The 25,233-nt window shown below is 70.7% G+C and carries 28 protein-coding genes and 1 riboswitch; of the genes, 16 read left to right on the top strand and 12 right to left on the bottom strand.

What is annotated here, in order from left to right; translation table 11 throughout:
• Window positions 1-2: 2 nt before the first annotated feature.
• Together ACFYZ8_RS37065 and ACFYZ8_RS37060 are read right to left on the bottom strand one after the other, a co-directional pair.
• The gene (locus ACFYZ8_RS37065; RefSeq protein ID WP_388540154.1) at window positions 3-1,397 is read right to left on the bottom strand and encodes a trehalose-6-phosphate synthase; all 1,395 of its coding nucleotides are present in this window, start codon (window positions 1,395-1,397) and stop codon (window positions 3-5) included.
• Window positions 1,398-1,470: 73 nt separating this feature from the next.
• Window positions 1,471-2,415, bottom strand: a complete 945-nt coding sequence (locus tag ACFYZ8_RS37060) for a glucosyl-3-phosphoglycerate synthase (protein WP_359037841.1) — start codon at window positions 2,413-2,415, stop codon at window positions 1,471-1,473.
• Between the two features lie 139 nt (window positions 2,416-2,554).
• A riboswitch (SAM riboswitch) is annotated at window positions 2,555-2,713 on the top strand.
• Between the two features lie 15 nt (window positions 2,714-2,728).
• Here ACFYZ8_RS37060 and thrC point away from each other — a divergent pair.
• From thrC to ACFYZ8_RS37030, 6 genes are all read left to right on the top strand, one after another.
• Window positions 2,729-4,009, top strand: coding sequence for a threonine synthase (thrC, locus tag ACFYZ8_RS37055; protein WP_388540157.1), 1,281 nt, complete (start codon window positions 2,729-2,731; stop codon window positions 4,007-4,009).
• A gap of 81 nt (window positions 4,010-4,090) precedes the next feature.
• Complete coding sequence (locus ACFYZ8_RS37050; protein ID WP_359037845.1) at window positions 4,091-4,366, top strand: MoaD/ThiS family protein; 276 nt, start codon at window positions 4,091-4,093, stop codon at window positions 4,364-4,366.
• A 443-nt stretch (window positions 4,367-4,809) separates the two neighbouring features.
• Entirely contained in the window at window positions 4,810-5,016 is a 207-nt protein-coding gene (locus tag ACFYZ8_RS37045; protein WP_007382895.1) for a cold-shock protein, read from the top strand.
• A gap of 489 nt (window positions 5,017-5,505) precedes the next feature.
• Window positions 5,506-7,128, top strand: a complete 1,623-nt coding sequence (gene groL, locus ACFYZ8_RS37040; RefSeq protein WP_355744181.1) for a chaperonin GroEL — start codon at window positions 5,506-5,508, stop codon at window positions 7,126-7,128.
• Between the two features lie 362 nt (window positions 7,129-7,490).
• Entirely contained in the window at window positions 7,491-8,624 is a 1,134-nt protein-coding gene (locus tag ACFYZ8_RS37035; RefSeq protein ID WP_388540161.1) for an NADH:flavin oxidoreductase, read from the top strand.
• An 89-nt stretch (window positions 8,625-8,713) separates the two neighbouring features.
• On the top strand, window positions 8,714-10,243 hold the full coding sequence (locus ACFYZ8_RS37030) for a carboxylesterase/lipase family protein (RefSeq protein WP_388540163.1): 1,530 nt from the start codon (window positions 8,714-8,716) through the stop codon (window positions 10,241-10,243).
• 9 nt (window positions 10,244-10,252) lie between these two features.
• On the opposite strand, the gene ACFYZ8_RS37025 is transcribed toward ACFYZ8_RS37030, so the two are convergent.
• The 4 genes from ACFYZ8_RS37025 to ACFYZ8_RS37010 are packed head-to-tail and all read right to left on the bottom strand — an operon-like array spanning window position 10,253 to window position 12,464.
• On the bottom strand, window positions 10,253-10,822 hold the full coding sequence (locus ACFYZ8_RS37025) for a hypothetical protein (protein ID WP_388540165.1): 570 nt from the start codon (window positions 10,820-10,822) through the stop codon (window positions 10,253-10,255).
• Window positions 10,823-10,874: 52 nt separating this feature from the next.
• Window positions 10,875-11,420: a DinB family protein gene (locus tag ACFYZ8_RS37020; RefSeq protein WP_388540168.1), complete on the bottom strand. Its 546-nt coding sequence runs from the start codon at window positions 11,418-11,420 to the stop codon at window positions 10,875-10,877.
• Window positions 11,421-11,446: 26 nt separating this feature from the next.
• Window positions 11,447-11,641 carry a DUF397 domain-containing protein gene (locus tag ACFYZ8_RS37015; RefSeq protein WP_359037857.1) on the bottom strand — a complete coding sequence of 65 codons (195 nt, stop codon included), beginning with the start codon at window positions 11,639-11,641 and terminating at the stop codon, window positions 11,447-11,449.
• Window positions 11,625-12,464, bottom strand: a complete 840-nt coding sequence (locus ACFYZ8_RS37010; protein WP_388540171.1) for a Scr1 family TA system antitoxin-like transcriptional regulator — start codon at window positions 12,462-12,464, stop codon at window positions 11,625-11,627. Before ACFYZ8_RS37010 ends, ACFYZ8_RS37015 begins: the two co-directional genes overlap by 17 nt.
• Before the next feature lie 116 nt (window positions 12,465-12,580).
• On the opposite strand from ACFYZ8_RS37010, the gene ACFYZ8_RS37005 reads away from it, so the two are divergent.
• From ACFYZ8_RS37005 to ACFYZ8_RS36985, 5 genes are all read left to right on the top strand, one after another.
• Window positions 12,581-12,973: a hypothetical protein gene (locus ACFYZ8_RS37005; RefSeq protein WP_359037861.1), complete on the top strand. Its 393-nt coding sequence runs from the start codon at window positions 12,581-12,583 to the stop codon at window positions 12,971-12,973.
• Window positions 12,974-12,991: 18 nt separating this feature from the next.
• A complete protein-coding gene (locus ACFYZ8_RS37000; RefSeq protein ID WP_388540174.1) occupies window positions 12,992-13,663 on the top strand; it encodes a class I SAM-dependent methyltransferase in 672 nt (223 codons plus the stop codon).
• A 45-nt stretch (window positions 13,664-13,708) separates the two neighbouring features.
• On the top strand, window positions 13,709-14,347 hold the full coding sequence (locus ACFYZ8_RS36995; protein WP_388540176.1) for a dihydrofolate reductase family protein: 639 nt from the start codon (window positions 13,709-13,711) through the stop codon (window positions 14,345-14,347).
• 83 nt (window positions 14,348-14,430) lie between these two features.
• Window positions 14,431-15,321 (top strand): pectate lyase, encoded by an 891-nt coding sequence (locus ACFYZ8_RS36990; RefSeq protein WP_359037867.1) that lies wholly within the window; start codon window positions 14,431-14,433, stop codon window positions 15,319-15,321.
• Between the two features lie 11 nt (window positions 15,322-15,332).
• Window positions 15,333-16,145, top strand: a complete 813-nt coding sequence (locus tag ACFYZ8_RS36985; RefSeq protein ID WP_388540179.1) for an endo-1,4-beta-glucanase — start codon at window positions 15,333-15,335, stop codon at window positions 16,143-16,145.
• Window positions 16,146-16,154: 9 nt separating this feature from the next.
• On the opposite strand, the gene murQ is transcribed toward ACFYZ8_RS36985, so the two are convergent.
• Entirely contained in the window at window positions 16,155-17,090 is a 936-nt protein-coding gene (gene murQ, locus ACFYZ8_RS36980) for an N-acetylmuramic acid 6-phosphate etherase (protein WP_359037871.1), read from the bottom strand.
• Between the two features lie 50 nt (window positions 17,091-17,140).
• Window positions 17,141-18,028, bottom strand: a complete 888-nt coding sequence (locus tag ACFYZ8_RS36975; RefSeq protein WP_388540182.1) for a MurR/RpiR family transcriptional regulator — start codon at window positions 18,026-18,028, stop codon at window positions 17,141-17,143.
• A gap of 54 nt (window positions 18,029-18,082) precedes the next feature.
• Here ACFYZ8_RS36975 and ACFYZ8_RS36970 point away from each other — a divergent pair, with 54 nt between their 5' ends.
• On the top strand, window positions 18,083-18,466 hold the full coding sequence (locus tag ACFYZ8_RS36970; RefSeq protein ID WP_359037873.1) for a hypothetical protein: 384 nt from the start codon (window positions 18,083-18,085) through the stop codon (window positions 18,464-18,466).
• Window positions 18,463-18,723 carry a DUF4031 domain-containing protein gene (locus ACFYZ8_RS36965; RefSeq protein WP_359037875.1) on the top strand — a complete coding sequence of 87 codons (261 nt, stop codon included), beginning with the start codon at window positions 18,463-18,465 and terminating at the stop codon, window positions 18,721-18,723. Before ACFYZ8_RS36970 ends, ACFYZ8_RS36965 begins: the two co-directional genes overlap by 4 nt.
• Here ACFYZ8_RS36965 and ACFYZ8_RS36960 read toward each other — a convergent pair.
• Together ACFYZ8_RS36960 and ACFYZ8_RS36955 are read right to left on the bottom strand one after the other, a co-directional pair.
• Window positions 18,720-19,826: a GNAT family N-acetyltransferase gene (locus ACFYZ8_RS36960; RefSeq protein ID WP_359037960.1), complete on the bottom strand. Its 1,107-nt coding sequence runs from the start codon at window positions 19,824-19,826 to the stop codon at window positions 18,720-18,722. The two genes, ACFYZ8_RS36965 and ACFYZ8_RS36960, sit on opposite strands and share 4 nt — an antisense overlap.
• Before the next feature lie 34 nt (window positions 19,827-19,860).
• A complete protein-coding gene (locus ACFYZ8_RS36955; RefSeq protein WP_388540185.1) occupies window positions 19,861-20,502 on the bottom strand; it encodes a hypothetical protein in 642 nt (213 codons plus the stop codon).
• A gap of 219 nt (window positions 20,503-20,721) precedes the next feature.
• Here ACFYZ8_RS36955 and ACFYZ8_RS36950 point away from each other — a divergent pair, with 219 nt between their 5' ends.
• Complete coding sequence (locus tag ACFYZ8_RS36950) at window positions 20,722-21,420, top strand: copper homeostasis protein CutC (RefSeq protein ID WP_388540187.1); 699 nt, start codon at window positions 20,722-20,724, stop codon at window positions 21,418-21,420.
• On the opposite strand, the gene ACFYZ8_RS36945 is transcribed toward ACFYZ8_RS36950, so the two are convergent.
• Both ACFYZ8_RS36945 and ACFYZ8_RS36940 read right to left on the bottom strand, forming a co-directional pair.
• Entirely contained in the window at window positions 21,417-21,971 is a 555-nt protein-coding gene (locus ACFYZ8_RS36945) for a hypothetical protein (RefSeq protein WP_359037882.1), read from the bottom strand. The genes ACFYZ8_RS36950 and ACFYZ8_RS36945 overlap by 4 nt on opposite strands.
• 249 nt (window positions 21,972-22,220) lie before the next feature.
• A complete protein-coding gene (locus ACFYZ8_RS36940; RefSeq protein WP_359037962.1) occupies window positions 22,221-24,191 on the bottom strand; it encodes a UvrD-helicase domain-containing protein in 1,971 nt (656 codons plus the stop codon).
• Window positions 24,192-24,604: 413 nt separating this feature from the next.
• Between ACFYZ8_RS36940 and ACFYZ8_RS36935 the strand changes: the two genes are divergently transcribed.
• Window positions 24,605-24,787 (top strand): hypothetical protein, encoded by a 183-nt coding sequence (locus ACFYZ8_RS36935; RefSeq protein ID WP_352388792.1) that lies wholly within the window; start codon window positions 24,605-24,607, stop codon window positions 24,785-24,787.
• A 71-nt stretch (window positions 24,788-24,858) separates the two neighbouring features.
• Window positions 24,859-25,224, top strand: a complete 366-nt coding sequence (locus tag ACFYZ8_RS36930; protein WP_359037886.1) for a hypothetical protein — start codon at window positions 24,859-24,861, stop codon at window positions 25,222-25,224.
• Window positions 25,225-25,233 lie beyond the last annotated feature (9 nt).

Raw genomic sequence — 25,233 nt, 5'->3', positions numbered from 1 at the left:
GCTCACCTGCTCAGCGCCTTCAGCGCGTTCAGTTGCTCCAGGAACCACTGCGCCGGCGGCAGCGCCGTCGCCGCCGCGGCGAGCCGCTTGGCGCGTTCGGCGAGTTCGTGGGCCGGCAGCGTCAGGGCCTCGTGCAGGGCCGCCGCCGTCTGCTCCACGTCGTACGGGTTCACCACGATCGCGTCCTCGCCCAGCTCCTCGTACGCCCCGGCCTCCCGCGACAGCACCAGCGCGCACCCCTCGTCGGAGACCACCGGCACCTCCTTCGCGACCAGGTTCATCCCGTCCCGGATGGGGTTGACCAGCGCCACGTCGGCCAGCCGGTACGCGGCGAGGGAGCGCGCGAAGTCGTCCTTCACATGCAGCACGACCGGGGTCCAGCCAGGCGTGCCGAACGCGTCGTTGATCTCCTCCGCCACTCGCTGCACCTCGGCCGTGTAGTCCCGGTACACCGCCAGGTCCTGCCGCGACGGATACGCGAACGCCACGTGCACCACCCGCTCCCGCCACTCCGGCCGCGACTCCAGCAGCCGCCGGTAGGAGAGCAGACCCCGCACGATGTTCTTCGACAGTTCGGTGCGGTCGACCCGGACGATCGTCCTGCGGCCCTCGCCGATCTCCTCGCGCAGGGCGACGATGCGCTCCTCGACGTCGGCCTCGTGGGAGCGCGCCCGCAGGAAGTCCGCGTCCGCGCCCAGCCCGTGCACCCCGACCTCCGTCCGGCCGAGCCCGCCCGCGAACTCCGTACAGCAGGCCGTGAAGGCGTCCGCCCACCGGCGGGTGAGGAAGCCCAGCCGGTCGGCGCCGAGCATGCCCCGCAGCAGCTGGGACGCGATGTCGTCGGGGAGCATCCGGAAGTAGTCCACCGGCGCCCACGGCGTGTGCGAGAAGTGGGCGATGCGCAGGTCGGGCCGCAGTTCGCGGAGCATCCCCGGCACCAGGCACAGGTGGTAGTCCTGCACCAGGACCGCCGCCCCCTCGGCCGCCTCCTCGGCGAGCGCCTCGGCGAAGGCGCGGTTGTACGTCTCGTACGACGCCCACTGGCGCCGGAACTCCGCGTCGAAGGACGGCTCCAGCGGGGTCTGGTAGAGGAGATGGTGGACGAACCAGAGGACCGAGTTCGCGATGCCGTTGTACGCGTCCGCGTGCACGTCGGCCGGGATCGGGAGCATCCGGACGCCGTCCTCGCCGACCCCCTGCCGTACCGCCTCGCGGTCGCCGTCGGACAGCGCCGAGCACACCCACAGCGCGCCCGCCTCCGGACCGATCGCCGACAGTCCGGAGACGAGCCCGCCGCCGCCGCGCCTGGCTTGCAGCGAGCCGTTCTCCTGGACCTCGTATGAGACCGGGCCGCGGTTGGACGCGACCAGTACGTGGGCGTTGTGCGATGAAGCCATGCCTCGAAACCTAGCCCGGTGTCCAACCGCTCAAACGTTCCCGTAGCGTCTTCGGCCGCGGCCCTGGGCCGGTCTACGCCGCCCTTCGTTTCGCGTACTCCGGGATCTCCGTCATCGGCGGCCGCTCCTCCGTGTCCACGGAGTACGTACGCGGCTCGAAGCCGTCCCGGCCCCGCTCGAACTGGGTGAGGGAGGGCCGGATCATATGGCCGCGGGCCAGCCGCAGCTGGGCGGTGCGGTAGATCGCGGCGGACATCCGGCCCAGTGCCTGGCCGTCCTGGTGGCGGTGCTTGCGCACCCCGACGTCGACCTGGGCGAGCGCGTCCAGGCCCACCAGGTGCAGGGCGTCGACCAGCATCCCCAGCTCCACCCCGTAGCCGACGGGGAACGGCAGCTGTTCCAGCAGCGAGCGCCGGGCCGCGTACTCGCCGCCCAGCGGCTGCACGAAACCGGCCAGCTGCGGCCAGTGCATGTTCAGCAGCGGACGCGCCATCAGCTCGGTGACCCGGCCGCCCTGTCCGGCGGCCCCGCCCAGGGGACGGTCGTACATGCCCTTGACCAGGTCGACCCCGGGGTCGGTGAGCAGCGGTCCGACGATGCCGGAGACGAAGTCCGAGGAGAACTCCTTCAGGTCGGCGTCGATGAAGCAGACGATGTCCCCGCTGGTGACCAGCAGGGAGCGCCACAGGACCTCGCCCTTGCCGGGCACGGCGGGTATGCGCGGGATGATGTCGTCACGGTGGACGACCCGCGCACCGGCCGCCGCGGCGACCTCGGACGTGCGGTCGGTCGATCCCGAGTCGACGACGACGATCTCGTCGACGAGCGGGACCTGCTGCATGAGGTCATGACGGATCACGGCGACGATGTCACCGACCGTCTCCTCCTCGTTGAGCGCGGGCAGGACGACACTGACGGTCTGACCCGAGCTCCGCTTCGCGGCCATGATCCGATGCAGCGGGCGATCGGTCACCGACCAGGAACGGGTGGCCAGCCAGTGCTCGACTTCGTTCAGCACAGTGCGCGGCTCCTCTGCGTGAGTGATCCATCTCGCGGTTCGGACGACTCTCTCAACTGTCCTGGTCGTCGGTTACAGTCTTGAACAACGCGGATGACCATCGCATGTCCTGGGTGGCCCGCCGTTCACAACTTCATACCGCTCATCCAGAGGGGCAGAGGGATACGGCCCGATGAAGCCCCGGCAACCCTCCAGTCGGTTCTCGTAGCGATCGCTGACGATCGTCTCCGCGAGGCTCCCGATTAGGGAAGGTGCCAAATCCGTCTCACGGCGAAGTGCGTCGTGAGGAAGATGAGGAAAGGGCCTCGCCTCCATGGCTGTGCAGACTGTTGCAAGCACCACGAACTCCGTCGACCTGGGTCCCGCCGCGGCGCTGAGCTGCCGCGAGTGCGGCCACCGCGTCCCCCTCGGCCCGGTCTTCGCCTGCGAGGAGTGTTTCGGCCCGCTCGAGATCGCGTACGACTTCTCGGCCTACGACACCGAGGAGCTCCGCAAGCGGATCGAGGCGGGACCCGCGAACATCTGGCGCTACGCCCCGCTGCTGCCCGTCCCCGCGGACGTGGCGGACAAGCCCAACATCAACCCCGGCTGGACCCAGCTCGTCAAGGCCGACAACCTCGCCCGCGAGCTCGGCGTGACCGGCGGCCTGTACATCAAGGACGACTCCGGCAACCCGACGCACTCCTTCAAGGACCGGGTCGTCGCGCAGGCCCTGGAGGCCGCGCGCGCCTTCGGCTTCACCACCCTGTCCTGCTCCTCCACCGGCAACCTCGCCGGCGCCGTGGGCGCCGCCGCCGCCCGGGCCGGCTTCCGCTCCTGCGTGTTCATCCCGCACGACCTGGAGCAGGGCAAGGTCGTCATGGCCGCGATCTACGGCGGCGAGCTCGTCGGCATCGAGGGCAACTACGACGACGTGAACCGCTTCTGCTCCGAGCTGATCGGCGACCCGGCCGGCGAGGGCTGGGGCTTCGTCAACGTCAACCTGCGGCCGTACTACGCGGAGGGCTCCAAGACCCTGGCGTACGAGATCTGCGAGCAGCTGGGCTGGAAGCTTCCCGACCAGCTCGTGGTCCCGATCGCCTCCGGCTCGCAGCTCACGAAGATCGACAAGGGTCTGCAGGAGCTGATCAAGCTCGGGCTCGTCGAGGACAAGCCGTACAAGATCTTCGGCGCGCAGGCGGAGGGGTGCAGCCCGGTGTCCGTCGCCTACAAGGCGGGGCACGACGTCGTACGGCCGCAGAAGCCGAACACCATCGCCAAGTCGCTGGCGATCGGGAACCCGGCGGACGGGCCGTACGTCCTGGACATCGCGCGTCGTACCGGCGGTGCGGTGGAGGACGTCAACGACGAGCAGGTCGTGGACGCGATTCGGCTGCTCGCCCGGAGTGAGGGGATCTTCGCGGAGACCGCGGGTGGGGTGACCGTGGGTGTTACCAAGAAGCTGATCGAGAACGGTGTGCTGGACCCGACGCTCACGACCGTTGTGCTGAACACCGGGGACGGTCTGAAGACGCTTGACGCGGTGGCGGGTACGGGTCTGACGGCGACCATTCGTCCCAACCTGGATTCGTTCCGTGAGGCCGGCCTCGCGTAGTCGTTGCGTCTGCGGGCCGGTGGGGGCTGGTCGCGCAGCCCCGCGCCCCTAAAAGCCCTTACCCGACCGGAGGTCCTGAACATGAGCGTTTCCGTCCGCATCCCCACCATCCTGCGCACCTACACCGGCGGGCAGGCCGAGGTGCAGGCCGAGGGTGGGACCCTCGGCGAGGTCATCGCGGATCTGGAGAAGAACCACACGGGTATCGCGGCGCGCGTTCTCGACGACCAGGGCAAGCTGCGGCGGTTCGTGAACGTGTACGTGAACGACGACGATGTGCGGTTCGAGCAGGGGCTGGAGACGGCGACGCCCGACGGGGCCGGCGTCTCCATCATCCCGGCGGTCGCCGGCGGGTGACCGTATGACTGGTGATTACCTTCGGTAACAGTAATTACCGAGTGTTCATCTGATTGCCCTCTCCGCGAGAGAAGCGGAGGGGGCAATTCTCTATGGTTGAGCACGGTACAGTTGGGGAAGCTGCGGCTCTCTTCATGCCGCACGCATATGAGTTCTCGCTTCGCGGGCGATGAGAAGTAGCCAAAGTGTGCACGTCTTATGCGCCTTATGTGCCCTTTATGGGGCCCGACTTGCCCCGAATTCGGGCGAATTCTCGCTACATTCCGGACCCCTTCCGTCCAGAATTCTCGTCCGATTGACCTGTTGCAGACGGCAGTTGGACAGATACATTCAGCCGCGGTCGACGCGTTCCGGCGCACGCCCCCAACCATGTGGGGGGTGAGGTCTGACCCGGATCCATGAAGTGTGGGTCCGTGCAAGGGCCAGTAATAGGGGAGTTAGGCATGGCTCAGGGCACCGTCAAGTGGTTCAACGCGGAGAAGGGGTACGGCTTCATCGCGGTCGACGGTGGTGCGGATGTATTCGTCCACTACAGCGCGATTCAGATGGACGGCTACCGCACCCTTGAAGAGGGCCAGCGGGTCGAGTTCGAGATCTCGCAAGGTCAGAAGGGGCCGCAGGCGGACATGGTCCGTCTCGCGACTGGCTGAAGCACGCGCCGGGTAACAACAGCGTCGTTCTTCGTTCTTCTTCGAAGGGCTCGTACCCCATGGGGAGTCATGGGTACGGGCCCTTCGGCATGTGCATGTGCCTCCGGCGGTGGAGCGGGATGTTGTGCGGGTGCGGGTTCGTCATCTGGTGCGGGCTGGTGGGGCGGGCGTTTTGCGCAGTTCCCCGCGCCCCTGATTGCCCGACTGCAACCTCCCCGGGGGCGCGGGGAACTGCGCGCTCAGCCCCCGCCGACCGGTGGCCGCCCGACGGCCGAACCCGCCCCGGTCTTCGGCGGGCGCTTGCACTCGACCATGCCGAGTGCTAATCATTGGCGTTAGCACTCTGAAGGTGAGAGTGACAAAGATGGACCGGGTCGGTGAGGCCCGCAGACCGGGTGGGGCAAGGAACCCACGGGTCGGCGAGCCGTCCGTCGCGGGCGCGGGCGCGGTCCGAAGGAATCACCCCCAGTCCTGGAGGGACCACTTCACATGGCCAAGATCATCGCGTTCGACGAGGAGGCGCGGCGCGGCCTCGAGCGCGGCATGAACCAGCTCGCGGACGCCGTGAAGGTGACGCTCGGCCCCAAGGGCCGCAACGTCGTCCTCGAGAAGAAGTGGGGCGCCCCCACGATCACCAACGATGGTGTCTCCATCGCCAAGGAGATCGAGCTCGAGGACCCGTACGAGAAGATCGGCGCCGAGCTGGTCAAGGAAGTCGCCAAGAAGACGGACGACGTCGCCGGTGACGGTACGACCACCGCGACCGTGCTCGCCCAGGCCCTGGTCAAGGAAGGCCTGCGCAACGTAGCCGCCGGCGCCAACCCCATGGCCCTCAAGCGCGGTATCGAGAAGGCCGTCGAGGCCGTCTCCGCCGCCCTGCTCGAGCAGGCCAAGGATGTCGAGACCAAGGAGCAGATCGCCTCCACGGCCTCCATCTCCGCCGCCGACACCCAGATCGGCGAGCTCATCGCCGAGGCGATGGACAAGGTCGGCAAGGAAGGCGTCATCACCGTCGAGGAGTCCCAGACCTTCGGTCTGGAGCTGGAGCTCACCGAGGGTATGCGCTTCGACAAGGGCTACATCTCGGCGTACTTCGCCACCGACATGGAGCGTATGGAGGCGTCGCTCGACGACCCGTACATCCTGATCGCCAACTCCAAGATCGGCTCCGTCAAGGACCTGCTCCCGCTCCTGGAGAAGGTCATGCAGTCGGGCAAGCCGCTGCTGATCATCGCCGAGGACGTCGAGGGCGAGGCCCTGTCGACCCTGGTCGTCAACAAGATCCGCGGCACCTTCAAGTCGGTCGCCGTCAAGGCCCCGGGCTTCGGTGACCGCCGCAAGGCCATGCTCGGCGACATCGCCATCCTCACGGGCGGCGAGGTCATCTCCGAGGAGGTCGGCCTCAAGCTGGAGAACGCGACCCTGGACCTCCTGGGCCGCGCCCGCAAGGTCGTCATCACCAAGGACGAGACCACCATCGTCGACGGTGCCGGTTCCTCGGACCAGGTCAACGGCCGCGTCAACCAGATCCGCGCCGAGATCGAGAACAGCGACTCGGACTACGACCGCGAGAAGCTCCAGGAGCGCCTGGCGAAGCTCGCCGGTGGCGTCGCCGTCATCAAGGCCGGTGCCGCGACCGAGGTCGAGCTCAAGGAGCGCAAGCACCGCATCGAGGACGCCGTGCGCAACGCCAAGGCGGCCGTCGAGGAGGGCATCGTCGCCGGTGGTGGCGTGGCGCTCCTGCAGGCCTCCAGCGTCTTCGAGAAGCTGGACCTCTCGGGTGACGAGCAGACCGGTGCCAACGCCGTGAAGCTCGCGCTGGAGGCCCCGCTCAAGCAGATCGCCGTCAACGGTGGTCTCGAGGGTGGCGTCATCGTCGAGAAGGTGCGCAACCTGCCCGTCGGCCACGGCCTGAACGCCGCGACCGGTGAGTACGTCGACATGATCGCCGAGGGCATCATCGACCCGGCGAAGGTGACCCGCTCTGCCCTGCAGAACGCCGCCTCCATCGCCGCGCTCTTCCTCACCACCGAGGCCGTCATCGCCGACAAGCCGGAGAAGGCCGCCGCGCCCGCCGGTGGCGGTATGCCGGGCGGTGACATGGACTTCTGATCGACTCCGGGCCGCGAGGCCTGACGGATGATCATGTCCTCGCCGGGGGCGGCCCTTCCTGGGAACAGGGGGTGGCCGCCCCCGGTCTTTTCTTGCGCTATAGTTGATCACGAGCCGCCCGACGTGAACTCCCGTCGGCCGACTACGCGTTGGTGGTCCAAGGAAAGACGCCCCGCTTCCTGCGGGGAAATGCAGGTGCAAGGCCTGCCCGGCGCTCGAGCGAAGCCCGTCTCACGGTTGTGGGGCGGGCTTCTTCCATGCGTGGCCGGAGTCACAGCCCGTCCGGAAATCCTGAGGCGGGCGAGGTGGTTGGTACCAGGGGAACTATCCATGCGCATGCACATACCGAGGAGTACCCCCACGTGACTGCCCCCGCAGCCTCACCCGCCGCCTCCCGCGCCGCCGAGATCCTCTCCCGCCCGGCCCACATCAACGGCCTGACCGTGCCGAACCGCATCGCGATGGCGCCCATGACCCGCATGTTCTCCCCGGGCGGCGTCCCCGGTGAGAACGTGGCGTCGTACTACTCACGCCGCGCGGCCGCCGGAGTCGGTCTGATCGTCACCGAGGGCACCTACGTCGGCCACGAGTCGGCCGGGAACAGCGACAACGTCCCTCGGTTCCACGGCGAGGAGCAGCTGGCGGGCTGGGCGAAGGTCGCCGAGCAGGTGCACGCGGCGGGCGGCACCATCGTCCCGCAGCTGTGGCACATCGGCATGGTCCGCAACCAGGGCGAGGCGCCCTACGCCGACGCCCCCGCCGTCGGCCCCTCCGGCATCCGCCCCGGCGCCGACGAGCCCACCGGCAAGGCGATGACCCAGCGCGACCTGGACGACGTCATCGGCGCGTTCGCCGAGGCCGCGGCCGCCGCCGAGCGCATCGGCTTCGACGGCGTGGAGCTGCACGGCGCCCACGGCTACCTCCTCGACCAGTTCCTGTGGGCGGGCACCAACCGCCGCACCGACGCCTACGGCGGTGACCCGGTCGCCCGTACGAAGTTCGCGGCGGAGATCGTGGCGGCCGTACGCGAGACGGTGTCGGCCGAGTTCCCGATCATCTTCCGGTACTCGCAGTGGAAGCAGGAGGCCTACAAGGCGCGGCTCGCCGAGACCCCGGAGGAGCTGGAGGCGATCCTCGCCCCGCTCGCCGCGGCCGGTGTCGACGCCTTCCACGCCTCCACCCGCCGCTACTGGCTCCCCGAGTTCGACGGCTCCGACCTCAACCTCGCCGGCTGGACCAAGAAGCTCACCGGCCGGACCACCATCACCGTCGGCTCGGTCGGCCTCGACGGCGACTTCATCAAGGGCTTCATGGGCGAGGGCTCCCCGGTCAAGGGCATCGACGACCTGCTCGACGCCCTGGAGCGCGAGGAGTACGACATGGTCGCCGTCGGCCGGGCGCTGCTCCAGGACCCGCAGTGGGCCGCGAAGGTGCTGGCCGGCCGTTTCGACGAGCTTGCGCCGTACGACGCGTCCGCGCTGAAGTCGTTGAGCTGACGGCACAAGGGACCCCGAGCCGGTTGACCCGGGCAAAGGACGTGGGCTGGAGTGAGCGAAGCAGCCCCGACCTGTGAGGAGTTCGACCGATGACGTCAGCCGAGGGTCTCGAAGTGCGCACCGCGGCCGGTACCGTGCGCGGGCGGGCCGAGGACGGACTGGTGGTCTTCCGGGGGATCCCCTTCGCCGAACCGCCGGTCGGCGAGGCCCGGTTCCAGGCGCCGCGGCCCGTCAGAAGCTGGGAGGGGACCCGGGAGGCGTACGCCTTCGGGCCCCCGCCCCCGCAGGAGTCGGGCTTCCAGGGACGCGCGGCAGTGGTGGAGACCCCCACAGGTGACGACTGGCTGACGGTCAACGTCTGGACGCCCGCGACCGACCCGGCGGCCCGCCGGCCCGTGATGGTGTGGATCTACGGCGGTGCCTACAAGCTCGGCCACGCGGGCAGCCCCGGCTACGACGCCCAGCACCTCGCCCGCGCCGGTGACGTGGTCGTCGTGACCCTCAACTACCGTGTCGGCATCGAGGGGTTCGCCCTGCTGGAGGGGGCGCCCGCGAACCGGGGGCTGCTCGACCAGGTCGCCGCGCTGGAGTGGGTGCGGGACAACATCACGGCGTTCGGCGGGGACCCCGGGCAGGTCACGGTGTTCGGGGAGTCGGCGGGCGCCGGGTCGGTGGCCTCGCTGCTGGCGATGCCGAGCGCGCGGGGGCTGTTCCGGCGGGCCGTCGCACAGAGCGTGCCCGGCACGTACTTCTCCGCCGAACTCGCCCGGGACATGGCGGTGGAGATCGGCAAGGAGGCGGGGCTCGCGGCGGCGGCCGCCGCGCTGTCCGCCGTGGACCCGCGTGAACTCCCGGCGGCGGGCGAGCGGTTGAGCCTGCGCATGCGTGAGTACGACGACCGGTGGGGACAGGCGGCGCCCACGGTCACCCCCTTCTCGCCGGTCGTCGACGGCGAGGTGCTGCCGTGCACGCCCTGGGAGGCGCTGACGGCAGGCGCCGGACGGGATGTGGAGTTGCTCGTCGGGCACACCCGCGACGAGTACCGCCTCTTCCTCGCCCTCGGTGAGCAGCTCGGCAGGATCACCGAGGAGCAGACGGCCGCGGCGCTGCGGATGTTCGCGCCGGGGCCGGACGGGGAGCGCTCCTACCGCGAGGCCTTCCCGGACGCCACGCCGACCGGCCTGTACGAACGCGTGCAGACGGACTGGCTGTTCGCCCTGCCGTCGCTTCGGCTGGCGGAGGCGCAGGTCGCGGGCGGCGGCCGGGCCCACCTGTACGAACTGACCTGGTCCGCACCGGGGTTCGGCGGCGCGCTCGGCGCCTGTCACGGACTGGACGTCCCGCTGCTGTTCGGCACGTACGACGCCGACCTCGGGATGCTGCTGTTCGCGGGGACCGGGGTGCCGGACGAGGCGAGGGCGCTGACCTCGCTGTTCCAGTCCGCGTGGACGGGGTTCGCGCGGACCGGGGACCCGGGGTGGCCGGCGTACGACGGCGATCGCCGCCTGACCCGGGTGCTGGACGGGACGGCGGCGGCGGAGGCACGGCCGTACCCGGAGGAGCAGTCGCGGCGGCTGTGGGAGGGGTACGACTTCCCGGCGCTGCCGCTGCTGAAGTAGGCGGCGCTTCTACAGGTTGCCGAGCGGCTCGATGTCGACCCTGACCGGGGTGCCCCACACCCGCAGCACCTCGTAGTCGGTGAACTCGTGGACCAGCCGGTACGCCATCGCGGCGCGCGGGCCACGGCGCTGGGCGTGGATGTACAGCTCCGCCTCGTGCCGGTCCCGCCTCGGGGTCCCGCACAGCTGCCACTCCTGGCCGGTCCACTGCTCCGGCAGCCAGCGCTGCTGGGGCTGCGGACGGTCCTCACGGACGCCGTACCGGGACGGGGCGGGTTCGGCGGAGCGGGGGCGCGCGGAGGGGCCGTTGATCTCGGCGCGGCGGGCCGCCCTGCGCCGCGTCTCGCACAGCAGGCACAGGTCGGGGGCGTTCTCGTCGACCGGGCCGTTCGGGTGCTCGGCGCAGCGGGTGGTGGGGGCGGCGGTGGTGACGCTGTCCTCCAGCAGCTCCAGCGCACGCTTCAGATCGGCCCTGACCTCGTGCAGCTTGGCGTCCGGAGCGTCGGACGTGAGGGAGTCGCCGTGCTCCCCGAGCACACGGAGAGCACGGCCTAGAGCGGTGAGCTGGGCGTGGTTCATGCTTTCAGGGTACGAGGGGGCCGGCCACGGGATCCCCCTGAGACCGCGCGGGTCAGCCCATGCTCTTGGCGCCGTCCAGGGACTCGCGGATGATGTCGGCGTGGCCCGCGTGCTGGGCCGTCTCGGCGGCGATGTGCAGCAGCACCCTGCGGGCCGACCATCGCGCCCCGGGCTCGTTCCACGGCGCCTCGGGGAGGGGATGGGCGGCGTTCAGGTCGGGCAGGGTCGTGACGAGTCCGTCGGTCCTGCGGGCCGTTTCCTCGTAGTCGGCCAGTACGCCGGCCAGCGTCTCGCCGGGCAGCATCCGGAACTCCTCGGCCCGCTGGGCGAAGTCGGCCTCGGTCATGGCCGTGAAGTCGGGCATCGCCGAGGGGCCGTTGACGATGAAGTCCGTCCAGTGCCGCTCCACCGACGTGACGTGTTTGATCAGGCCGCCCAGACACAGCTCGCTGGCGGTGGTCCGCTGCCCGGCCTGCTCGTCGGTGAGGTCGCGGGCCGTGAAGCGCAGGAAGCGCCGGCTGTGGGCCAGCGCCTCCAGCAGGTCGGTGCGCTCGTCGGTGCGCTTGTCTGTGCTGATGGCGTGCGTGGTGTCGGTCATGGGCGCCACGCTAGGAGCCGTATAGGTCAGATCCTGACCTCTACGACCGCCTCGACGAAGGCGGACCACGCTTCCGGCCGGAGCATGAGCTTCGGGCCGTGGGGGGTTTTGGAGTCACGGACGGGGACGGCGGTGGGGTGGCCCACGGCCACTTCGAGGCAGTCGCCGCCGCTGCCGCCGCTGTAGCTCGACTTGCGCCAGGACTCAGGGGTGTTCCTCATGGGCGTAATCCTGCGCCATCGCCTCGATCAGGGCCAGGGACTTCTGAGGAGACAGGGCGGAGGCCATCAGGAGCCGATAGGTGAAGCGCTGGTGCCTGACAATGGCCGGATCGTCCTCCAGCCGCCCGGTGCCGACGCCTTCGAAGTAGACCAGCGGAGGGGCATCCTGGAACTCCATGAGCTTGGTGGAGCCCTCCATGGCCGCGTGCGCTCCCGCATCAAACGGCAGCACCTGCACGATCACCCTGCTCCGGCGCGCCAGTTCGGCGATGTGACGCAGGGCTTCCCCCATCACCGCCCGGCCGCCCGTCACTCGGCGCAGGGCTGCCTCGTCAATCACCACCCACAACATCGGCTCTGTTGGATCGTCGAGGAGCCGAGCCCGCTCCCGCCGGGCGGCCACCAGCTTCTCGATCTCTTCCTCCGGAGCTGTCGGCTGATACGCCCGGCACACCGCCCGTGCGTACGCGGGCGTCTGGAGCAACCCCGGGATCAGCAGTGGCGCGTACTGGCTGATCGCCGAGGCCCGTGCTTCTGCCTCGGCCGCCTCCGCAAAGTGCTCCGGGTACTTCGACTTCGCCGACGCCCCACAGTTCCGTAGGAAGAAGTCCTCCGTCCCGAGCACCTCGTCCAGCTGTCGCGCGACATCCGCTTGCATCCTCCGCGTACCCGCCTCCAGCTGCCCCACGAACGACCCGCTCACGAACAGCCGTTGCCCCAGCTCCTCCTGACTGAGCCCCGCCTTCTCCCGCGCGTGCCGCAGCTCCGCTCCCAGCAGTGCCCTCGGTGAGGACGACGGGTCGAGGTCCTTCGGTCCCGGCATGTGTGACTCCCCGTCCACCAGGTGAGGTTGTTGGGCTGGTCCGTATGGCCAGGTTAGGGCCGTACCGGACACGCTGTGTCGTGAATCACCAACCCAGAGTGCCGATGGAGGAAAGCGTGCGGTCCACCGAAGAAGTCCTGGAGTCCCTGCGGGAGGCCCTCACCGGCGTCGGCGTGACGCTGCCGTCCCTCGCCGTCGACCCCCTCACCGGCGCCGGTGACGAGCCGTTCCCGCTGGTCGACCTGGGGCGGTGCAACGTACGCACGGCCGAGCGGCTGGCCTCCGTGCTGCGCGGGGAGCGGCCGCCGGTCGGGGCGTACGTCGTGGACGTACGGGACGGGCGGGTGGGGGAGGTGATGGGGCACCTGGGCGGGAGGGTGCAGCTCAGGCCCCTCGGGGGCGGGCGGGAGTGGGACTGTCCGCCGGAGTCCGCCGGGCCCGCCCCGCAGGGCGAGGTGTTGCGGGCGCGGGTGCGGAAGGCCAACAGGGAGGGTCGTATGCCGTGTTGAGCCCTGTTGAAATGAACCATGCCTCTCCTGGACGCCCTCGCCCGCTTCAACGCCGCCCACCCCTGGAGCCACAACGCCCACTATCACCCGTGGATCATGCGTCAGTTGCCGGACCGCTTCGACCGTGCCCTGGACGTCGGCTGCGGTTCCGGTGACCTCGCCCGGCTGCTGGCCACGCGCGCGGCCCACGTGCACGGCATCGACAGCGACGAGCGGATCATCGCCAAGGCGAGGGAGTCGGCCGGCCCCGGGCTGCCCGTCGACTTCTCCGTCGCGGACGTGCTGTCGTACGGCGAGGGGGGCCGTTACGACGTCATCACCTGCGTCGCCGTACTCCACCACCTCCCCCTGACGGACGCGCTCACCCGCTTCCGTGACCAACTCGTCCCGGGCGGAACCCTGGTGATCGTCGGTGTCGCCCAGGAGGACACCCGCGTCCAGCAGTTGCTCGGGCTGGTCTCCGTGCCGCTCAACCTGATCTACGGCTGGGTCAAGAACCGGGGGCGGAGAGTGACCGAGAAGCCCGTCGCGATGACCGCCGTGACCCGGCACCCGGACGTCCCGTACACCGAGCTCGTCCGCGAGGCCCGCCGGGTCCTCCCCGGCGTCCGGCTGCGGCGGCGGCTCTTCTGGCGCTACACCCTTGTCTGGAAAAAAGTGCGCGGGGATGTCGATCCAGGCACGCTCTGAACGACGCAGAGGTGAGAGCGCGACACCACACGAGAGGCGAAGACCATGCCCAAGGTCCGGGTACACAACGTGACGATCTCCCTCGACGGCTTCATGGCCGGCCCGAACCAGCGGCTGGACGCCCCCTTCGGCGACGGCGTCGGCTGGGGCGACGAGCTGCACAGCTGGTTCATGTCCGCGTCCGAGGACGCGGCCGCGGGAAAGTCCGGGATCGACGTCGACCACTTCGTCCGCGGCGACCGGAACATCGGCGCCACGATCATGGGGCGGAACATGTTCGGCCCACAGCGCGGTCCGTGGGAGGACGAGTCCTGGCAGGGCTGGTGGGGCGACAACCCGCCCTACCACCACGACGTCTTCGTCCACACCCACCATCTGCGCCCGGCGCTGGAGATGGCGGGCGGCACCACCTTCCACTTCACCGACGAGGGGCCGGAGGCGGTCCTGCGCCGCGCCTTCGACGCCGCGGACGGCAAGGACGTACGGATCGGCGGCGGGGCGGCGGTCATCCGGCAGTACCTGCGCGCCGGGCTGATCGACGAAGTCCACCTGGCGATCGCGCCGCTCCTCATCGGACGCGGCGAGCGGCTGCTCGACGACCTCGGCGACGGGATCGCCGGCTACCGCGTGTCCGAGCTGGTCAGCTCACCGAACGTCACCCACGCGCTGCTCGTCCGCCGCTGAGCCGTCGGCGGCCACGACCCCGGCGACCACCATTCGGCCTGCCCGAAATGCGAAGATCACGTGAATTTGATGAAGATGCGTCCATGACCATCCGCACACGCAGGTTCACGCCGCCGTCCGAGCCCATACCCACTGGGCTCGGCGGCAGGATCCGGTTCCGTTCGCTGCGCGCCGCCGGCGTCGCCCTGGCCGCCGTCACCGCCGTACTGAGCACCACGGCCCTCACCCCGTCCACCCCCGCGCAAGCGGATGCGGCACAGGAACAGGCGCAGTCCCGCCCCACCGCCGTATGGCCCACCGCCAAGCGCACCGAGAAGGTCGCGAAGACCAAGCCGGTCAGCGGCACCAAGAACTTCGACTTCACCCGCTTCGTCGGCACCGGCGCCCTCGGCGGCGGTGGTCAGGGCGAGGGCCAGGACCCGATCCTGGAGCTGGCCGACGGGACCACGGTCTCCAACGTGATCATCGGGTCCCCGGCCGCCGACGGCATCCACTGCCGGGGCACCTGCACGCTGAAGAACGTGTGGTGGGAGGACGTCGGCGAGGACGCGGCCACCTTCAAGGGCACCCGCGCCAACCAGACCATGACGATCGACGGGGGCGGCGCCCGCAAGGCGGCGGACAAGGTGTTCCAGCACAACGGGCCCGGCACGTTCGTCATCCGCAACTTCGAGGTGTCCGGCTTCGGCAAGCTCTACCGCTCCTGCGGTGTCTGCCGGACGCAGTACACGCGCCATGTCGTGGTCGACAACGTCACCGTGCGGGCTCCCGGTGTCGACGTCGTCGGCATCAACGCCACGCCCTACGGGGACACCGCACGGCTGTCACGGATCACCGTCCTCGGTGACTCCGCCCGCAAGATCGTGATCTGTCAGAAGTTCCGCGGCACGACCTCCGGTGAGCCGGCGAAGACCGGGTCCGGGCCGGACGGCAGGAACTGCGTCTACCGGTCCACGGACGTCACCTACAGGTAAGGAACCGCACCATGAACCAGCGCCGGATACTCCTGGCCGCCGCCCTCGCGACGGCGCCCCTGCTGCTCGTCCCCCAGGCCGCGACGGCCGCCCCCGCCCTGGCCGCGGACAGCTGCACGGCGTTCAGCACCGTCAGCATCGCGCCGTACTACCTCAACAACAACGTCTGGGGCGCCAAGAACGCCTCCGGCAAGCAGTGCACCTGGCTCAACTCCTACCGCAACGGCAAGGCCAACTGGGAGACGTCCTTCGACTGGAAGGGCGACAAGACCAGCGTGAAGGCCTACGGGAGTGTCGTACTGGGCTGGCACTGGGGCTGGAAGGAGAAGAACACCAAGCTGCCGATCCGCTTGAACAGCGGGCGCAAGGTGAACAGTTCCTGGAGCTTCACCATCACCCAGAACACCCCCACGGTGATGAACGTCGCCTACGACGTGTGGTTCCACACCAAGTCCAACCCGGACTGGCAGGACCAGCCGCACGACGAGATGATGGTCTGGCTCAACCGCCAGAACGGCGCCGGCCCCCTGGGCACCAAGCGCGAGACGGTCACCGCCGCCGGCACCAAGTGGGACCTCTACGTCGGCAAGATCGTCAACAAGGACAGCAGCGGCAAGGTCACCAGCAGCTGGAACGTCTACTCGTTCGTCCGCACCGCCAACACCAACAGCGCCACGACCGACCTGACGGGCCTGGCCAACACCCTCGTCCAGAAGCGGCTGCTGGCGAACACCTCGTACCTGACGAGCGTCGAGGCGGGCACCGAGGTCTTCACCGGCAAGGGCAAGCTGAGCACCAGCGCGTACTCGGTGAGCGTGAGCTAGCCCGGACGGTCATCGTCCCCCGGCCGCCAGCGCGGCCCGCAGACGGCCGCCCGTCTCCTCCAGGAGGCGGGCGGCCGTCGGGCCGTCCACGTCCGCCAGGATCGTCAGGATCGCGTTCTTGACCTCGCCGTCCGTGGCGGCCAGCGCGCGCTCGACCTCCTCCTCACCGGCTCCGGTGGCGAGCGCGACGATCCGGCGGGAGCGGGCGCGCAGCTTGTCGTTGGAGGCGCGGACGTCGACCATCAGGTTCCCGTAGGTCTTGCCGAGCCGGATCATCGTGATCGTCGACAGCATGTTGAGGACGAGTTTCTGGGCCGTGCCCGCCTTGAGACGGGTCGAGCCGGTGAGCAGTTCGGGACCGACGACCACCTCGATGCCGTGATCGGCCGCGGCCGCCAGCGCACTGCCCGCGTTGCAGGACAGGCCGACCGTCAACGCCCCCTGCGCGCGGGCGTGTTCCACCGCGCCCACGGCATAAGGGGTACGGCCGGACGCGGACACCCCGACCACCGTGTCCAGCGCGGTCACCGCGAGCCCGTCCAGGTCGGCCCGGGCCAGCTCCGCCGAGTCCTCGGCCCCCTCGACGGACGTGACCAGCGCTTCCGGGCCACCCGCGATCAGGCCCACGACCCGCGCCGGGTCCGTGTTGAAGGTCGGCGGGCACTCGGAGGCGTCCAGCACGCCGAGGCGTCCCGCGGTGCCGGCACCGGCGTAGATCAGCCGGCCGCCCCGGGCCATCCGCTCGGCGATCGCGTCGATGGCGGCGGAGATCTGCGGCAGCTGCCGGGACACGGCCGCGGGTACCGAGGCGTCCTCGCCGTTCATCAGCCGGGCGATGTCGAGCGTGGGCAACTGATCGACGTCGGCGAGCTCGGGCCGGAACGCCTCGGTCGTCAGCGATTCCAACTGGGCTTGCAGGTCACGGGGGTTGGAGGTGGAAGTCATGGCGGAGCGGCTCTTTCTTCGTAGCTTTCGCAGCTGACGTCTTGTGGTGTCTACCGTCGGTGCCGATGCGCCAGCGCCTCGTACGACGCGGCCAGCGCGGGCGCCGCCGTCTCGTACGTCCGCTGCGCCACGCCCACGAACAGGCAGTCCACGACCAGCAGTTGGCTGGTCCGGGACGACATCGCGGCGGGCCGCAGCTCGCTCTCCCGGGCCGTGGACGTCGTCAGCACATGGTCGGCGTACTGGGCGACCGCCCCGCCCGGCCGCCCGGTGATGGCGACGGTCGTGGCCCCGTGCTCGAAGGCGACCCGCAGCGGTTCGATCACGTCCCCGGTGGACCCGGAGTGGGTGATCGCGATCGCGACATCCCCCGCCCGCAGCTGCACCGCGTTCGTCACGGCGAGGTGGGGATCACTGTGCGCCTGCGCTATCAGCCCTATCCGCAGCAGCTTCTGGGTGAGGTCCTGCGCGACCAGACCGGACGCCCCCACCCCGTACACGTCGATCCGCCGCGCCGAGGCCGTCGCGGCGACCGCCGCGCCCAGCTGCACGGTGTCCAGGCCGGCCGCCGTGTCCGCGAGGGTCTGCTGCTCGTCGTAGGCGAGCTTGGCGACCACGTCGGCGATCGGATCGTCCACCGCTATGTCCGTGGTGATCGCCGGGGCCCGCCCGGACTGCTGTTGCGCGGCCAGGCCGGCGAGGGCGAGCCGCAGGTCGCGGTACCCGGGATACCCCAGCAGCCGGGCCGTGCGCACGACGGTCGCCTCGCTCGTCCCGGTCAGCTCCGCGAGGCCCGTGACGGTGAGCGCCGCGCAGCCCGCGGGGTCCTTCGCCACGGCCTCGGCGACCCGCTGCATGGAGCGGGTCATGGACGGACCCAGCGTGCGCACCTTCGAGGCGAGAGCGCTGCCGAAAATTTCCTTCACTTCCTGGGGCACGCATGAAAGATATTTTCGGCTCGGTTCGTGGTCAAGAGCCCGCACAATGGCTGCATGGAGTCCATCGGTCCACTTGAGCAGTCCCTGCACACGGCACGCGCGCTCGTGCTCGCCGACCTGGCCGCGGGCGAGGTCGCCGCCGCGGACGTGGTGTCGATGGTCGAGGACTCCGTCGTGCAGCGGCGCTGGTGGGTGGAGCAGTGGCCCGAGGGCGCGGAGTTCGTGGCGGGACTGGTCGCCCAGGACGTCCAGGACGCGCTCCTGGAGACGTACGGCCGCTGGCCCCTGTGCCCGGTGTGCGGCTCCGGCGACCCGCACGCCCTGGAGGTCGAGCCGGAACTCGGCCCCGACCCGCACTGGGTGTGCCACAAGGCCGGTGTGAAGGTCGCGGCGGTCGGCTCGCTGGGGACCGCGACGGGCGGGACCCCCTCCTCGTGACGGTCTACATCGACCCGCCCGACTGGCCGGGACACGGCCGTATGTGGTCCCACCTGATCAGCGACGTCTCCTTCGACGAACTGCACGCGTTCGCCGAGCAGGCGGGCGTGCCCTCCCGCGCCTTCGAGCGCGACCACTACGACATCCCGTCGCACCGGTACGCGGACGTGGTCGCGGCGGGCGCGGTGCAGGTCAGCAGCCGCGAGGTGGTGCGGCTGCTCACGGCGGCGGGACTGCGGCGCCCCAAAGGCCGCTAACCGGCCCGGCCGGGCAGCACGTACAGCCGTAGCGCCGTCTCCGTCTCGCCGTACGCCTGCTCCTCCTCCACGGTCGCGCGGGCGAAACCGGCGCGGGCGACCACGCGTTGGGAGGCCGCGTTGTCGTGCTCGATGGTGGCGCAGAGACTGCGGACGTCGTCGCGGGCCAGGGCCCAGTCGCTGAGGGCGCGCAGGGCCTCCGTGGCGTAGCCGTGGCCGCGGGCGCTCGGGGCGAGGTCGTAGCCGACCTCCACGCGGCCGTCCTCGTCGGGGGCGCCGTGGAAGCCCATGCCGCCGATCGCGCGGCCGTCCTCCCGCCGGACCAGCGCGAAGAGGCCGAACTCCGGGCGGTGGACGCCCGCCTCGTACGCCTTGATGGTCATGCCGGCGGCCTCGCGGGTGCCGTCGAAGGGGCCGTCCTCGACCCACTCGAAGTCGCCGTCGCCGCCCGCGGCCAGTTCGGCGGCGGACGCGGGTGTGACGCCCTGGAGGGTGAGGCGCTCGGTCGGCAGGACGAGGTTGTTGCTCCAGCGCCACTCGGTGCGCGGCGCACGGCCCGGCAGGTCGCCGCGGCCGGTGGCCCACAGCAGGGTGTGCCAGGGGTCGGGGCCGGGCTGGGCCTCGGGGAAGATCCGGGTCAGGACGTACTCGGGAAGGCGGGCGGGGGGCTCGTACGTCAGGCCCAGGCCCCCGGCGATGTCGTACGTGTGCAGCAGCACCTCGGCGACGCCCATCGCGGCGAAGCCGACGCGGTTCGCGCTGCGGAAGGGGTACGGGTGGAAGGCGCGGACCTCGCGCGGGGTGCTGCGGAGCGTCGCCGCGAACAGCGTGGCGGCCGTCTCGATCACCTGGAGGGCGCCCTCGGCGTCCGTGCCGTCGTCCAGGAAGATCTCGAAGGGGACGTACGTCTCCTGGGCCCGGCCCGCCAACTGCCCCGCGTACGCGATGAGATCGCCCGCGATGTGCTCGGCCGTCTTCAGGCAGCTCCACTCCACCCGGCCGGCCGGCACCCCGGCCCAGTCCCGGTCCACCGCCGTCCGCAGCACCGCCACCGCGTCCGCGACGGCCTCCGTCACCCGTTCCGCGCCCTGGTCCGCGCCCATGTCTGCCATGCGGGCAGGCTATGGCGCCGGGGCCTCAGAGCGACAGCATTTCCAGCTCCGAGGCGAGGTTGTAGCGGGCCGTGGCCTCCCACTCCCGCTCCCCGTACGGCGTCCTGAACAGCCGCGGCAACTCCAGCAGTTGCCGCAGCACCGCGGACCGGCCCGCCCGGAAGGCGTCGCTGGGGACGAAGCCGTACTCCTCGCGGACGGCGGCCGTGTAGGCGGCGTACGCGGAGGGCGGGGCGGCGAGGATCGCGAGATCGGCGTCGCACAGGACCTGGCCGTTGCGGTCGTCGTCGGCGGGGGCGTGGGTGACGGTGAGGCGGACCAGCCGGGCGACCTCGGCCGTCGCGGCGGCCGGGACTCCGGCTTCGGAGAGGGCGCGTTCGGCCAGACGGGCGGAGCGCTCCTCGTTCTCGGAGCGGTCCGGGAGGTAGACGGCGTCATGGAACCAGGCCGCGAGGCGGACCAGGTCGGGGTCCTGGGCGTACTCCTCCAGTACGTCGATGTGGTCGAGGACCGCCGTCAGGTGTTCGACCGTGTGGTAGTGGCGCTGCGCCTCCTGCCAGCGGTCGAGGAGGTTGCCGGCGTACGGCGCCGGGTCGGGGCCGTCGCCTGCCCGGGCGCTCTCCAGGGCACGGACGAAACGGTCGCGGAGGTCGTCGAGATCGGCCATGGCCTCATTGTCCCGCGCCGCACCCTCATCGGGCTGGGGGTGGGGGTCCCCCCACGCCTTTGAGGCAGTGGGGGAGGGTGCACGCGGGGACGTAGGGGCGGAGGCGGAGGAGCTGAACATCTTCGGCTGAGACGCACTGGTGAGAGGGAACCCGTAGCGGCGTATTCTTGAATTGGACTAGACCTGTAGCCGCCCGAGACCGTCGACGAATGGGGTCCCATGAGCAAGCGTGCAGTCCTGGAGGTGATCGCCCTCGACGCCGAGGACGCCGTCGCCGCCCAGGCCGGAGGCGCGGACCGGCTGGAACTGGTGACCGACATGGCGGCGGACGGTCTGACGCCGGCGGTCGCCACGGTCACCGCGATCCGGGCCGCCGTGGACATCCCGGTGCGGGTGATGCTGCGGCTGTCGGACGGGTTCGGGGCCGGGGACGTCTCGCGGGTGGTTCAGGTCGCCCGGGAGACGCGGTCCGCCGGGGCCGAGGAGTTCGTCCTCGGTTTCCTGGACGCTTCCGGCGAGGTGGACCTGGCCGCCGTGGAGCGGGTCGTGGAGGTGCTGGACGGGTGCCCCTGGACGTTCCACCGGGCGATCGACCACGCCGCGGACCGGGACGCGCTGCGGAAGCAACTCGATGGCCTGCCGGGACTGGACACCTACCTCACGGCGGGTTCGGCGGTCGGCGTGGACGAGGGGCTGCCTGTACTGCTCCGTGAGGCGGCACGGCACGGGGAGCCCGGGTACGAGCAGCAGCTCCTGGTGGGCGGAGGACTGCGGCTCGACCATGTGCCGGGCCTGCGCGCGGCGAGGATCGACGCCTTCCACATCGGCGGGGCGGCGAGGCCGGACGGGTGGGAATCGCCGGTGTCGGCGGAGGCCGTACGGGAATGGCGGCGGGTGGTCGACGAGGGGCGCGGTTAGCCCTTCAGCGGGTGCAGGCACAGGATCGTGTCGCCGTGCTCGCTGTACTCCAGGTCTGCGAGGTAGTCCCCGGAGGGACACGTGGCGTCAACGGGCGCGTTGACGCGGAACTGCGCGTCGGAGGACCCGCAGTCCACGGTCTCGAGATCCTCGTCGGTCCAGGTGCCGTCGTTGCGGACGCATGAGCCGACCGTCAGTTTCTCCTGGCCCCCCAGCCCGCCGGGCCCGGCCACCAGCCCGATGACCAGCAGTGCCGTGAACGCGAACACCGCCGCACCGAGCAGTCCCATCGGGATCAGCGCCAGGATCCCGGCGGGGCGCTTGAACACCGGCTTGCCCGGATCCAGCGGCGGCCGGAACCCCGGGGCGACCGGCTCGGGGATGCGCTTGATGCCGGACAGCGCGCTGAGGTTGGCCAGCAGGGTGAACGGCGTGATCAGCACCGACAGCGGTCCCCACCAGCCCAGCACCATCGTGTCCGCCTGCATGTCCCGGAAGCTCGCCAGCGCACAGGTGCGGCAGAACACACCCTCCCGCCGCAGGAACCGCATGATCACCACCATCCCCTGGTGACCCCGGACCGTCACCGGGGCGGCGGGCGCCGCTCCGCAGATCTGGCAGGCCGCCGGCGGCGGGTACGGTCCCGAAGCCGGCGTCTGCTGATACGGCCAGGGATTCGGCGGGTAGGGCGCGGAGTTCGGAGCGTAGGGCCCCGAAGTCGGCTGGTACGCGGGACGGGAGGGCGGCGGCGTGCTCAACGGGAGCCTTTCCGGGGGGACATGGCGGACCGGAGCAGCACCCTACTCGGCGAGCGCCGCGGGCAGTGCCGCGGTGTGCGTCACGATCAGCCCCGACACCGCCCGGGTCAGCGCCACGTACAGCCGCCGCAGCCCGGTCCGCTCGTCCGGTTCGCCGTCCACCACCGCCCGGGGCTCGTCCAGGACGACGTAGTCGTACTCCAGACCCTTGGCGAGGGACGCCGGGACCAGGGTCAGCCGGGTCTCGTCCGTGGTCTCCTCGCCGGGGGCGAGATACGGGATCCCCGCCGCCGTCAGCGCCTCGGCCAGCTCCGGCACCCGGGCGTCCGCCGCGATCAGCCCGGTCGAGCCCTCGTTGCGCAGCAACTCCTCGCACGCGGCGACCACTTCGGCCCTGCCGCCGATCTCCCGGACGTCGAAGAAGCCCGGGTTCTCACGGACCGACGCGACCGGGGTCAGGCCCGGCGCGATGTGCGGCAGGAGCCGGGAGGCGTACGTGATCACGTCCGTCGGCACGCGGAAACCGGCCGTCAGCTCCTCGATCACACCGTCGGACTTGCCCAGGTGGGCCAGCGCCTCGTCCCAACTGCGCGTCGCCCACGGCGTGGTGCCCTGCGCGAGGTCGCCGAGGACGGTCGCCGAACCGGTCGAACAGCGGCGGCCGACCGCGCGGTACTGCATCGGGGACAGGTCCTGCGCCTCGTCGAGCACCACATGGCCGAGCGAGTGCGTACGCTCCACGAGGTCGGTCGCCTCGTCGATCAACACCGCGTCCGCGGACGACCACTTGGCCGACTTCACCGACCGCACCGGCTTCGCCCACAGGATCGTCTTCCGCTCGTCCTCGTCGAGGACACCCTCCGCGTGCACGGCGAGGAAGTCCGCGTCCGTCAGCAGCCGCAGGACGAGTTTCGCGGGGTCGACGGGCGGCCAGATCTGCTTGACCGCCGCCTTCACCGCGGGATTGCGGGCCACCGCGTCCTGCACCCGGTCGTCCGGTGCCTCCCCGGACCGCTCCATCTGCACCAGCACCGCGTGCGCGATGCGCTGCGGGAGGGCCTCGCGGGCGGCGCCGTAGCGGATGCCCCGGTCCAGCAGCTCCCGCACGATCTCCTCGATCTCGTACGCCGGGACCCGCCACCTGCGCGATCCGCGCACGACCATCACCGGCTCGGTGGGCATCGTCACGTGGGAGTAGATCGCCCGCCTCAGCACCTCCGCCATCCTCGCGTCGCCCTTGAGGACGGCGGCGGGTGCCTCGTCGGTGCCGCGGACCTCGACGCTCTTGGTGACGAGGTCGTCGACGGTCGCCTGCTGGACGCTCAGCTCACCCAGCGCGGGCAGCACCTGCTCGATGTAGTGCAGGAAGGAGCGGTTCGGTCCGATGACGAGTGTGCCGGTGCGGGCGAGCCGCTCACGGTGGGCGTACAGGAGATAGGCCACCCGGTGCAGGCCGACGGCGGTCTTCCCGGTGCCGGGACCTCCCTGCACACAGACCGTGCCGCCGAGACCGGACCGTACGATCTCGTCCTGCTCGGGCTGGATGGTGGCCACGATGTCGCGCATCGGGCCGACGCGCGGGCGCTCGATCTCCTGCTGGAGCAGCTTGCTGGTCGTCGCGGCCTCGGCGGGGTCGGAGAGGTGCTCGTCCTCGTAGGCCGTGATGTCCCCGCGGGTGTACCCGAAGCGGCGGCGCAGCCCGACGTCCATCGGGTCCTTCTTCGACGCCCGGTAGAACGGCTGCGAGACCGGCGCACGCCAGTCGATCACCATCGGGTCGCCGTCGTGGTCGTGGACGTGCCGGCGCCCGATGTAGAAGCGCTCTCCCTGCGCGCCCTCGGCCCGGTCGGCGCCGGGGGAGTGCAGGTAGTCGAGGCGGCCGAAGAACAGGGGGGTGTCGCTGAGGTCGGCCAGCGCCTTGATGCGCTCGTCGATCTGGCGGGCCAGGACCTCGGCGTTGACCCAGTTCGCGGTGACGTCCTTGATGTCCAGCGACTCCACGTCCTCGCGCATGGCACGCAGGGCGGCGCGGGAGCGGGCCAGGTGGGAGCGTTCGCGGGCCAGGGGGTCTTCGTCGACGGGCGCGGGCAGGGCAGACAAGGGGGTGCCTCCGAAGGTGCTGCGGGGTGGGCGGCTGCCGGGTGGGCGGCAGCGAGATGCCGACCGGTTTCCGTCCGGGCGGCGGCACTCCGGGAGGGAGGCGGGCAAGAGCGGAGATAGTAGAGGAAGCACCGGGCGCGCCGCCAACCGTTTTTCGTCCCCCGGTCTTCCGTCCCCCGGTTTTCCGTCCCCCGGATTCCGTCCCCTAGGGGCTCGCCCCTCCCTCTGCCAGGGGAGGCTCCACCCGCGGCTTGTACCCAGGTAGTACAAGAAGTGGCTACCTGGGACCGATGCCCTCCTTATGCCTCGAAAGCCACTATGGAGGCATGAGCGCAGCGACCTTCACCCCAGCACCCGGTCGCCCGTCCGGGGCGACCCCCCTTTCCGGTACCCACAGCACCCACCGCCTGGGCAACGCCCTCCGGGCGATCCGCGTCTTCGCCGGCGCCGCCTTCGACGTCGTCATACTCGGCGAGTACGGCGAGGAGGCCGGCGTCCGCCGCCGCTGAGTACGGCACGCGGTTCGGGATGAGTACCCGAGCCGATGTCCGGCCGCCCCCGGCGGCGGTTCACTCGGCGTATGACGACAGCGACCGCACCGGCCGTTCCCGACCGCGACCAGGACCGCCACGCCTGGGTGGCCCCGCTCGTCGCGACGGTTCTGCTGGTTCTCCTCGGCCCGCCCGCCCTCCTGTTCGGCGGCCTGTCCGCGATGGCCACCGACTCCTGCGGCCCCGACGACTGCCCGCGGGCGCTGATGACCTCCCTGACCGTGATCTACGGGATCCTGGAGTTCGGGGTCCTGGTCACCCTGCCCGCCTTCGTCGCCTCCTGGGCCCTGCCCTGGCAGCGCCGCTGGTCCGCCCTGCGCGCGTGGCTGGCGGTCCTCGCGGTGCTGCCGCCGGCGACGGTCCTTCTGCTGGTCCTCACGCTGCCGATGCCGTAGCCCCCGGCG

Source organism: Streptomyces sp. NPDC001668 (genome assembly GCF_042893155.1).
Lineage (GTDB): Bacteria > Actinomycetota > Actinomycetes > Streptomycetales > Streptomycetaceae > Streptomyces.
This window is presented reverse-complemented; position numbering and strand designations above follow the sequence as displayed.

Bases quoted from the DNA above. Each gene is read 5' to 3' on its own strand.
- ACFYZ8_RS36990 (WP_359037867.1), top strand. From the start codon at position 14,431: ATGACCATCCGCACACGCAGGTTCACGCCGCCGTCCGAGCCCATACCC.
- ACFYZ8_RS36930 (WP_359037886.1), top strand. From the start codon at position 24,859: ATGACGACAGCGACCGCACCGGCCGTTCCCGACCGCGACCAGGACCGC.
- ACFYZ8_RS36985 (WP_388540179.1), top strand. From the start codon at position 15,333: ATGAACCAGCGCCGGATACTCCTGGCCGCCGCCCTCGCGACGGCGCCC.
- ACFYZ8_RS36970 (WP_359037873.1), top strand. From the start codon at position 18,083: ATGGAGTCCATCGGTCCACTTGAGCAGTCCCTGCACACGGCACGCGCG.
- thrC (WP_388540157.1), top strand. From the start codon at position 2,729: ATGGCTGTGCAGACTGTTGCAAGCACCACGAACTCCGTCGACCTGGGT.
- ACFYZ8_RS36960 (WP_359037960.1), bottom strand. From the start codon at position 19,826: ATGGGCGCGGACCAGGGCGCGGAACGGGTGACGGAGGCCGTCGCGGAC.
- ACFYZ8_RS36935 (WP_352388792.1), top strand. From the start codon at position 24,605: ATGAGCGCAGCGACCTTCACCCCAGCACCCGGTCGCCCGTCCGGGGCG.
- ACFYZ8_RS36950 (WP_388540187.1), top strand. From the start codon at position 20,722: ATGAGCAAGCGTGCAGTCCTGGAGGTGATCGCCCTCGACGCCGAGGAC.
- ACFYZ8_RS36945 (WP_359037882.1), bottom strand. From the start codon at position 21,971: ATGCGGTTCCTGCGGCGGGAGGGTGTGTTCTGCCGCACCTGTGCGCTG.
- ACFYZ8_RS37020 (WP_388540168.1), bottom strand. From the start codon at position 11,420: ATGACCGACACCACGCACGCCATCAGCACAGACAAGCGCACCGACGAG.
- ACFYZ8_RS36955 (WP_388540185.1), bottom strand. From the start codon at position 20,502: ATGGCCGATCTCGACGACCTCCGCGACCGTTTCGTCCGTGCCCTGGAG.
- ACFYZ8_RS37065 (WP_388540154.1), bottom strand. From the start codon at position 1,397: ATGGCTTCATCGCACAACGCCCACGTACTGGTCGCGTCCAACCGCGGC.
- groL (WP_355744181.1), top strand. From the start codon at position 5,506: ATGGCCAAGATCATCGCGTTCGACGAGGAGGCGCGGCGCGGCCTCGAG.
- ACFYZ8_RS37010 (WP_388540171.1), bottom strand. From the start codon at position 12,464: ATGCCGGGACCGAAGGACCTCGACCCGTCGTCCTCACCGAGGGCACTG.
- ACFYZ8_RS36995 (WP_388540176.1), top strand. From the start codon at position 13,709: ATGCCCAAGGTCCGGGTACACAACGTGACGATCTCCCTCGACGGCTTC.
- ACFYZ8_RS37015 (WP_359037857.1), bottom strand. From the start codon at position 11,641: ATGAGGAACACCCCTGAGTCCTGGCGCAAGTCGAGCTACAGCGGCGGC.
- ACFYZ8_RS37045 (WP_007382895.1), top strand. From the start codon at position 4,810: ATGGCTCAGGGCACCGTCAAGTGGTTCAACGCGGAGAAGGGGTACGGC.
- ACFYZ8_RS37000 (WP_388540174.1), top strand. From the start codon at position 12,992: ATGCCTCTCCTGGACGCCCTCGCCCGCTTCAACGCCGCCCACCCCTGG.
- ACFYZ8_RS37030 (WP_388540163.1), top strand. From the start codon at position 8,714: ATGACGTCAGCCGAGGGTCTCGAAGTGCGCACCGCGGCCGGTACCGTG.
- ACFYZ8_RS37025 (WP_388540165.1), bottom strand. From the start codon at position 10,822: ATGAACCACGCCCAGCTCACCGCTCTAGGCCGTGCTCTCCGTGTGCTC.
- ACFYZ8_RS37050 (WP_359037845.1), top strand. From the start codon at position 4,091: ATGAGCGTTTCCGTCCGCATCCCCACCATCCTGCGCACCTACACCGGC.
- ACFYZ8_RS36940 (WP_359037962.1), bottom strand. From the start codon at position 24,191: ATGCGCGAGGACGTGGAGTCGCTGGACATCAAGGACGTCACCGCGAAC.
- murQ (WP_359037871.1), bottom strand. From the start codon at position 17,090: ATGACTTCCACCTCCAACCCCCGTGACCTGCAAGCCCAGTTGGAATCG.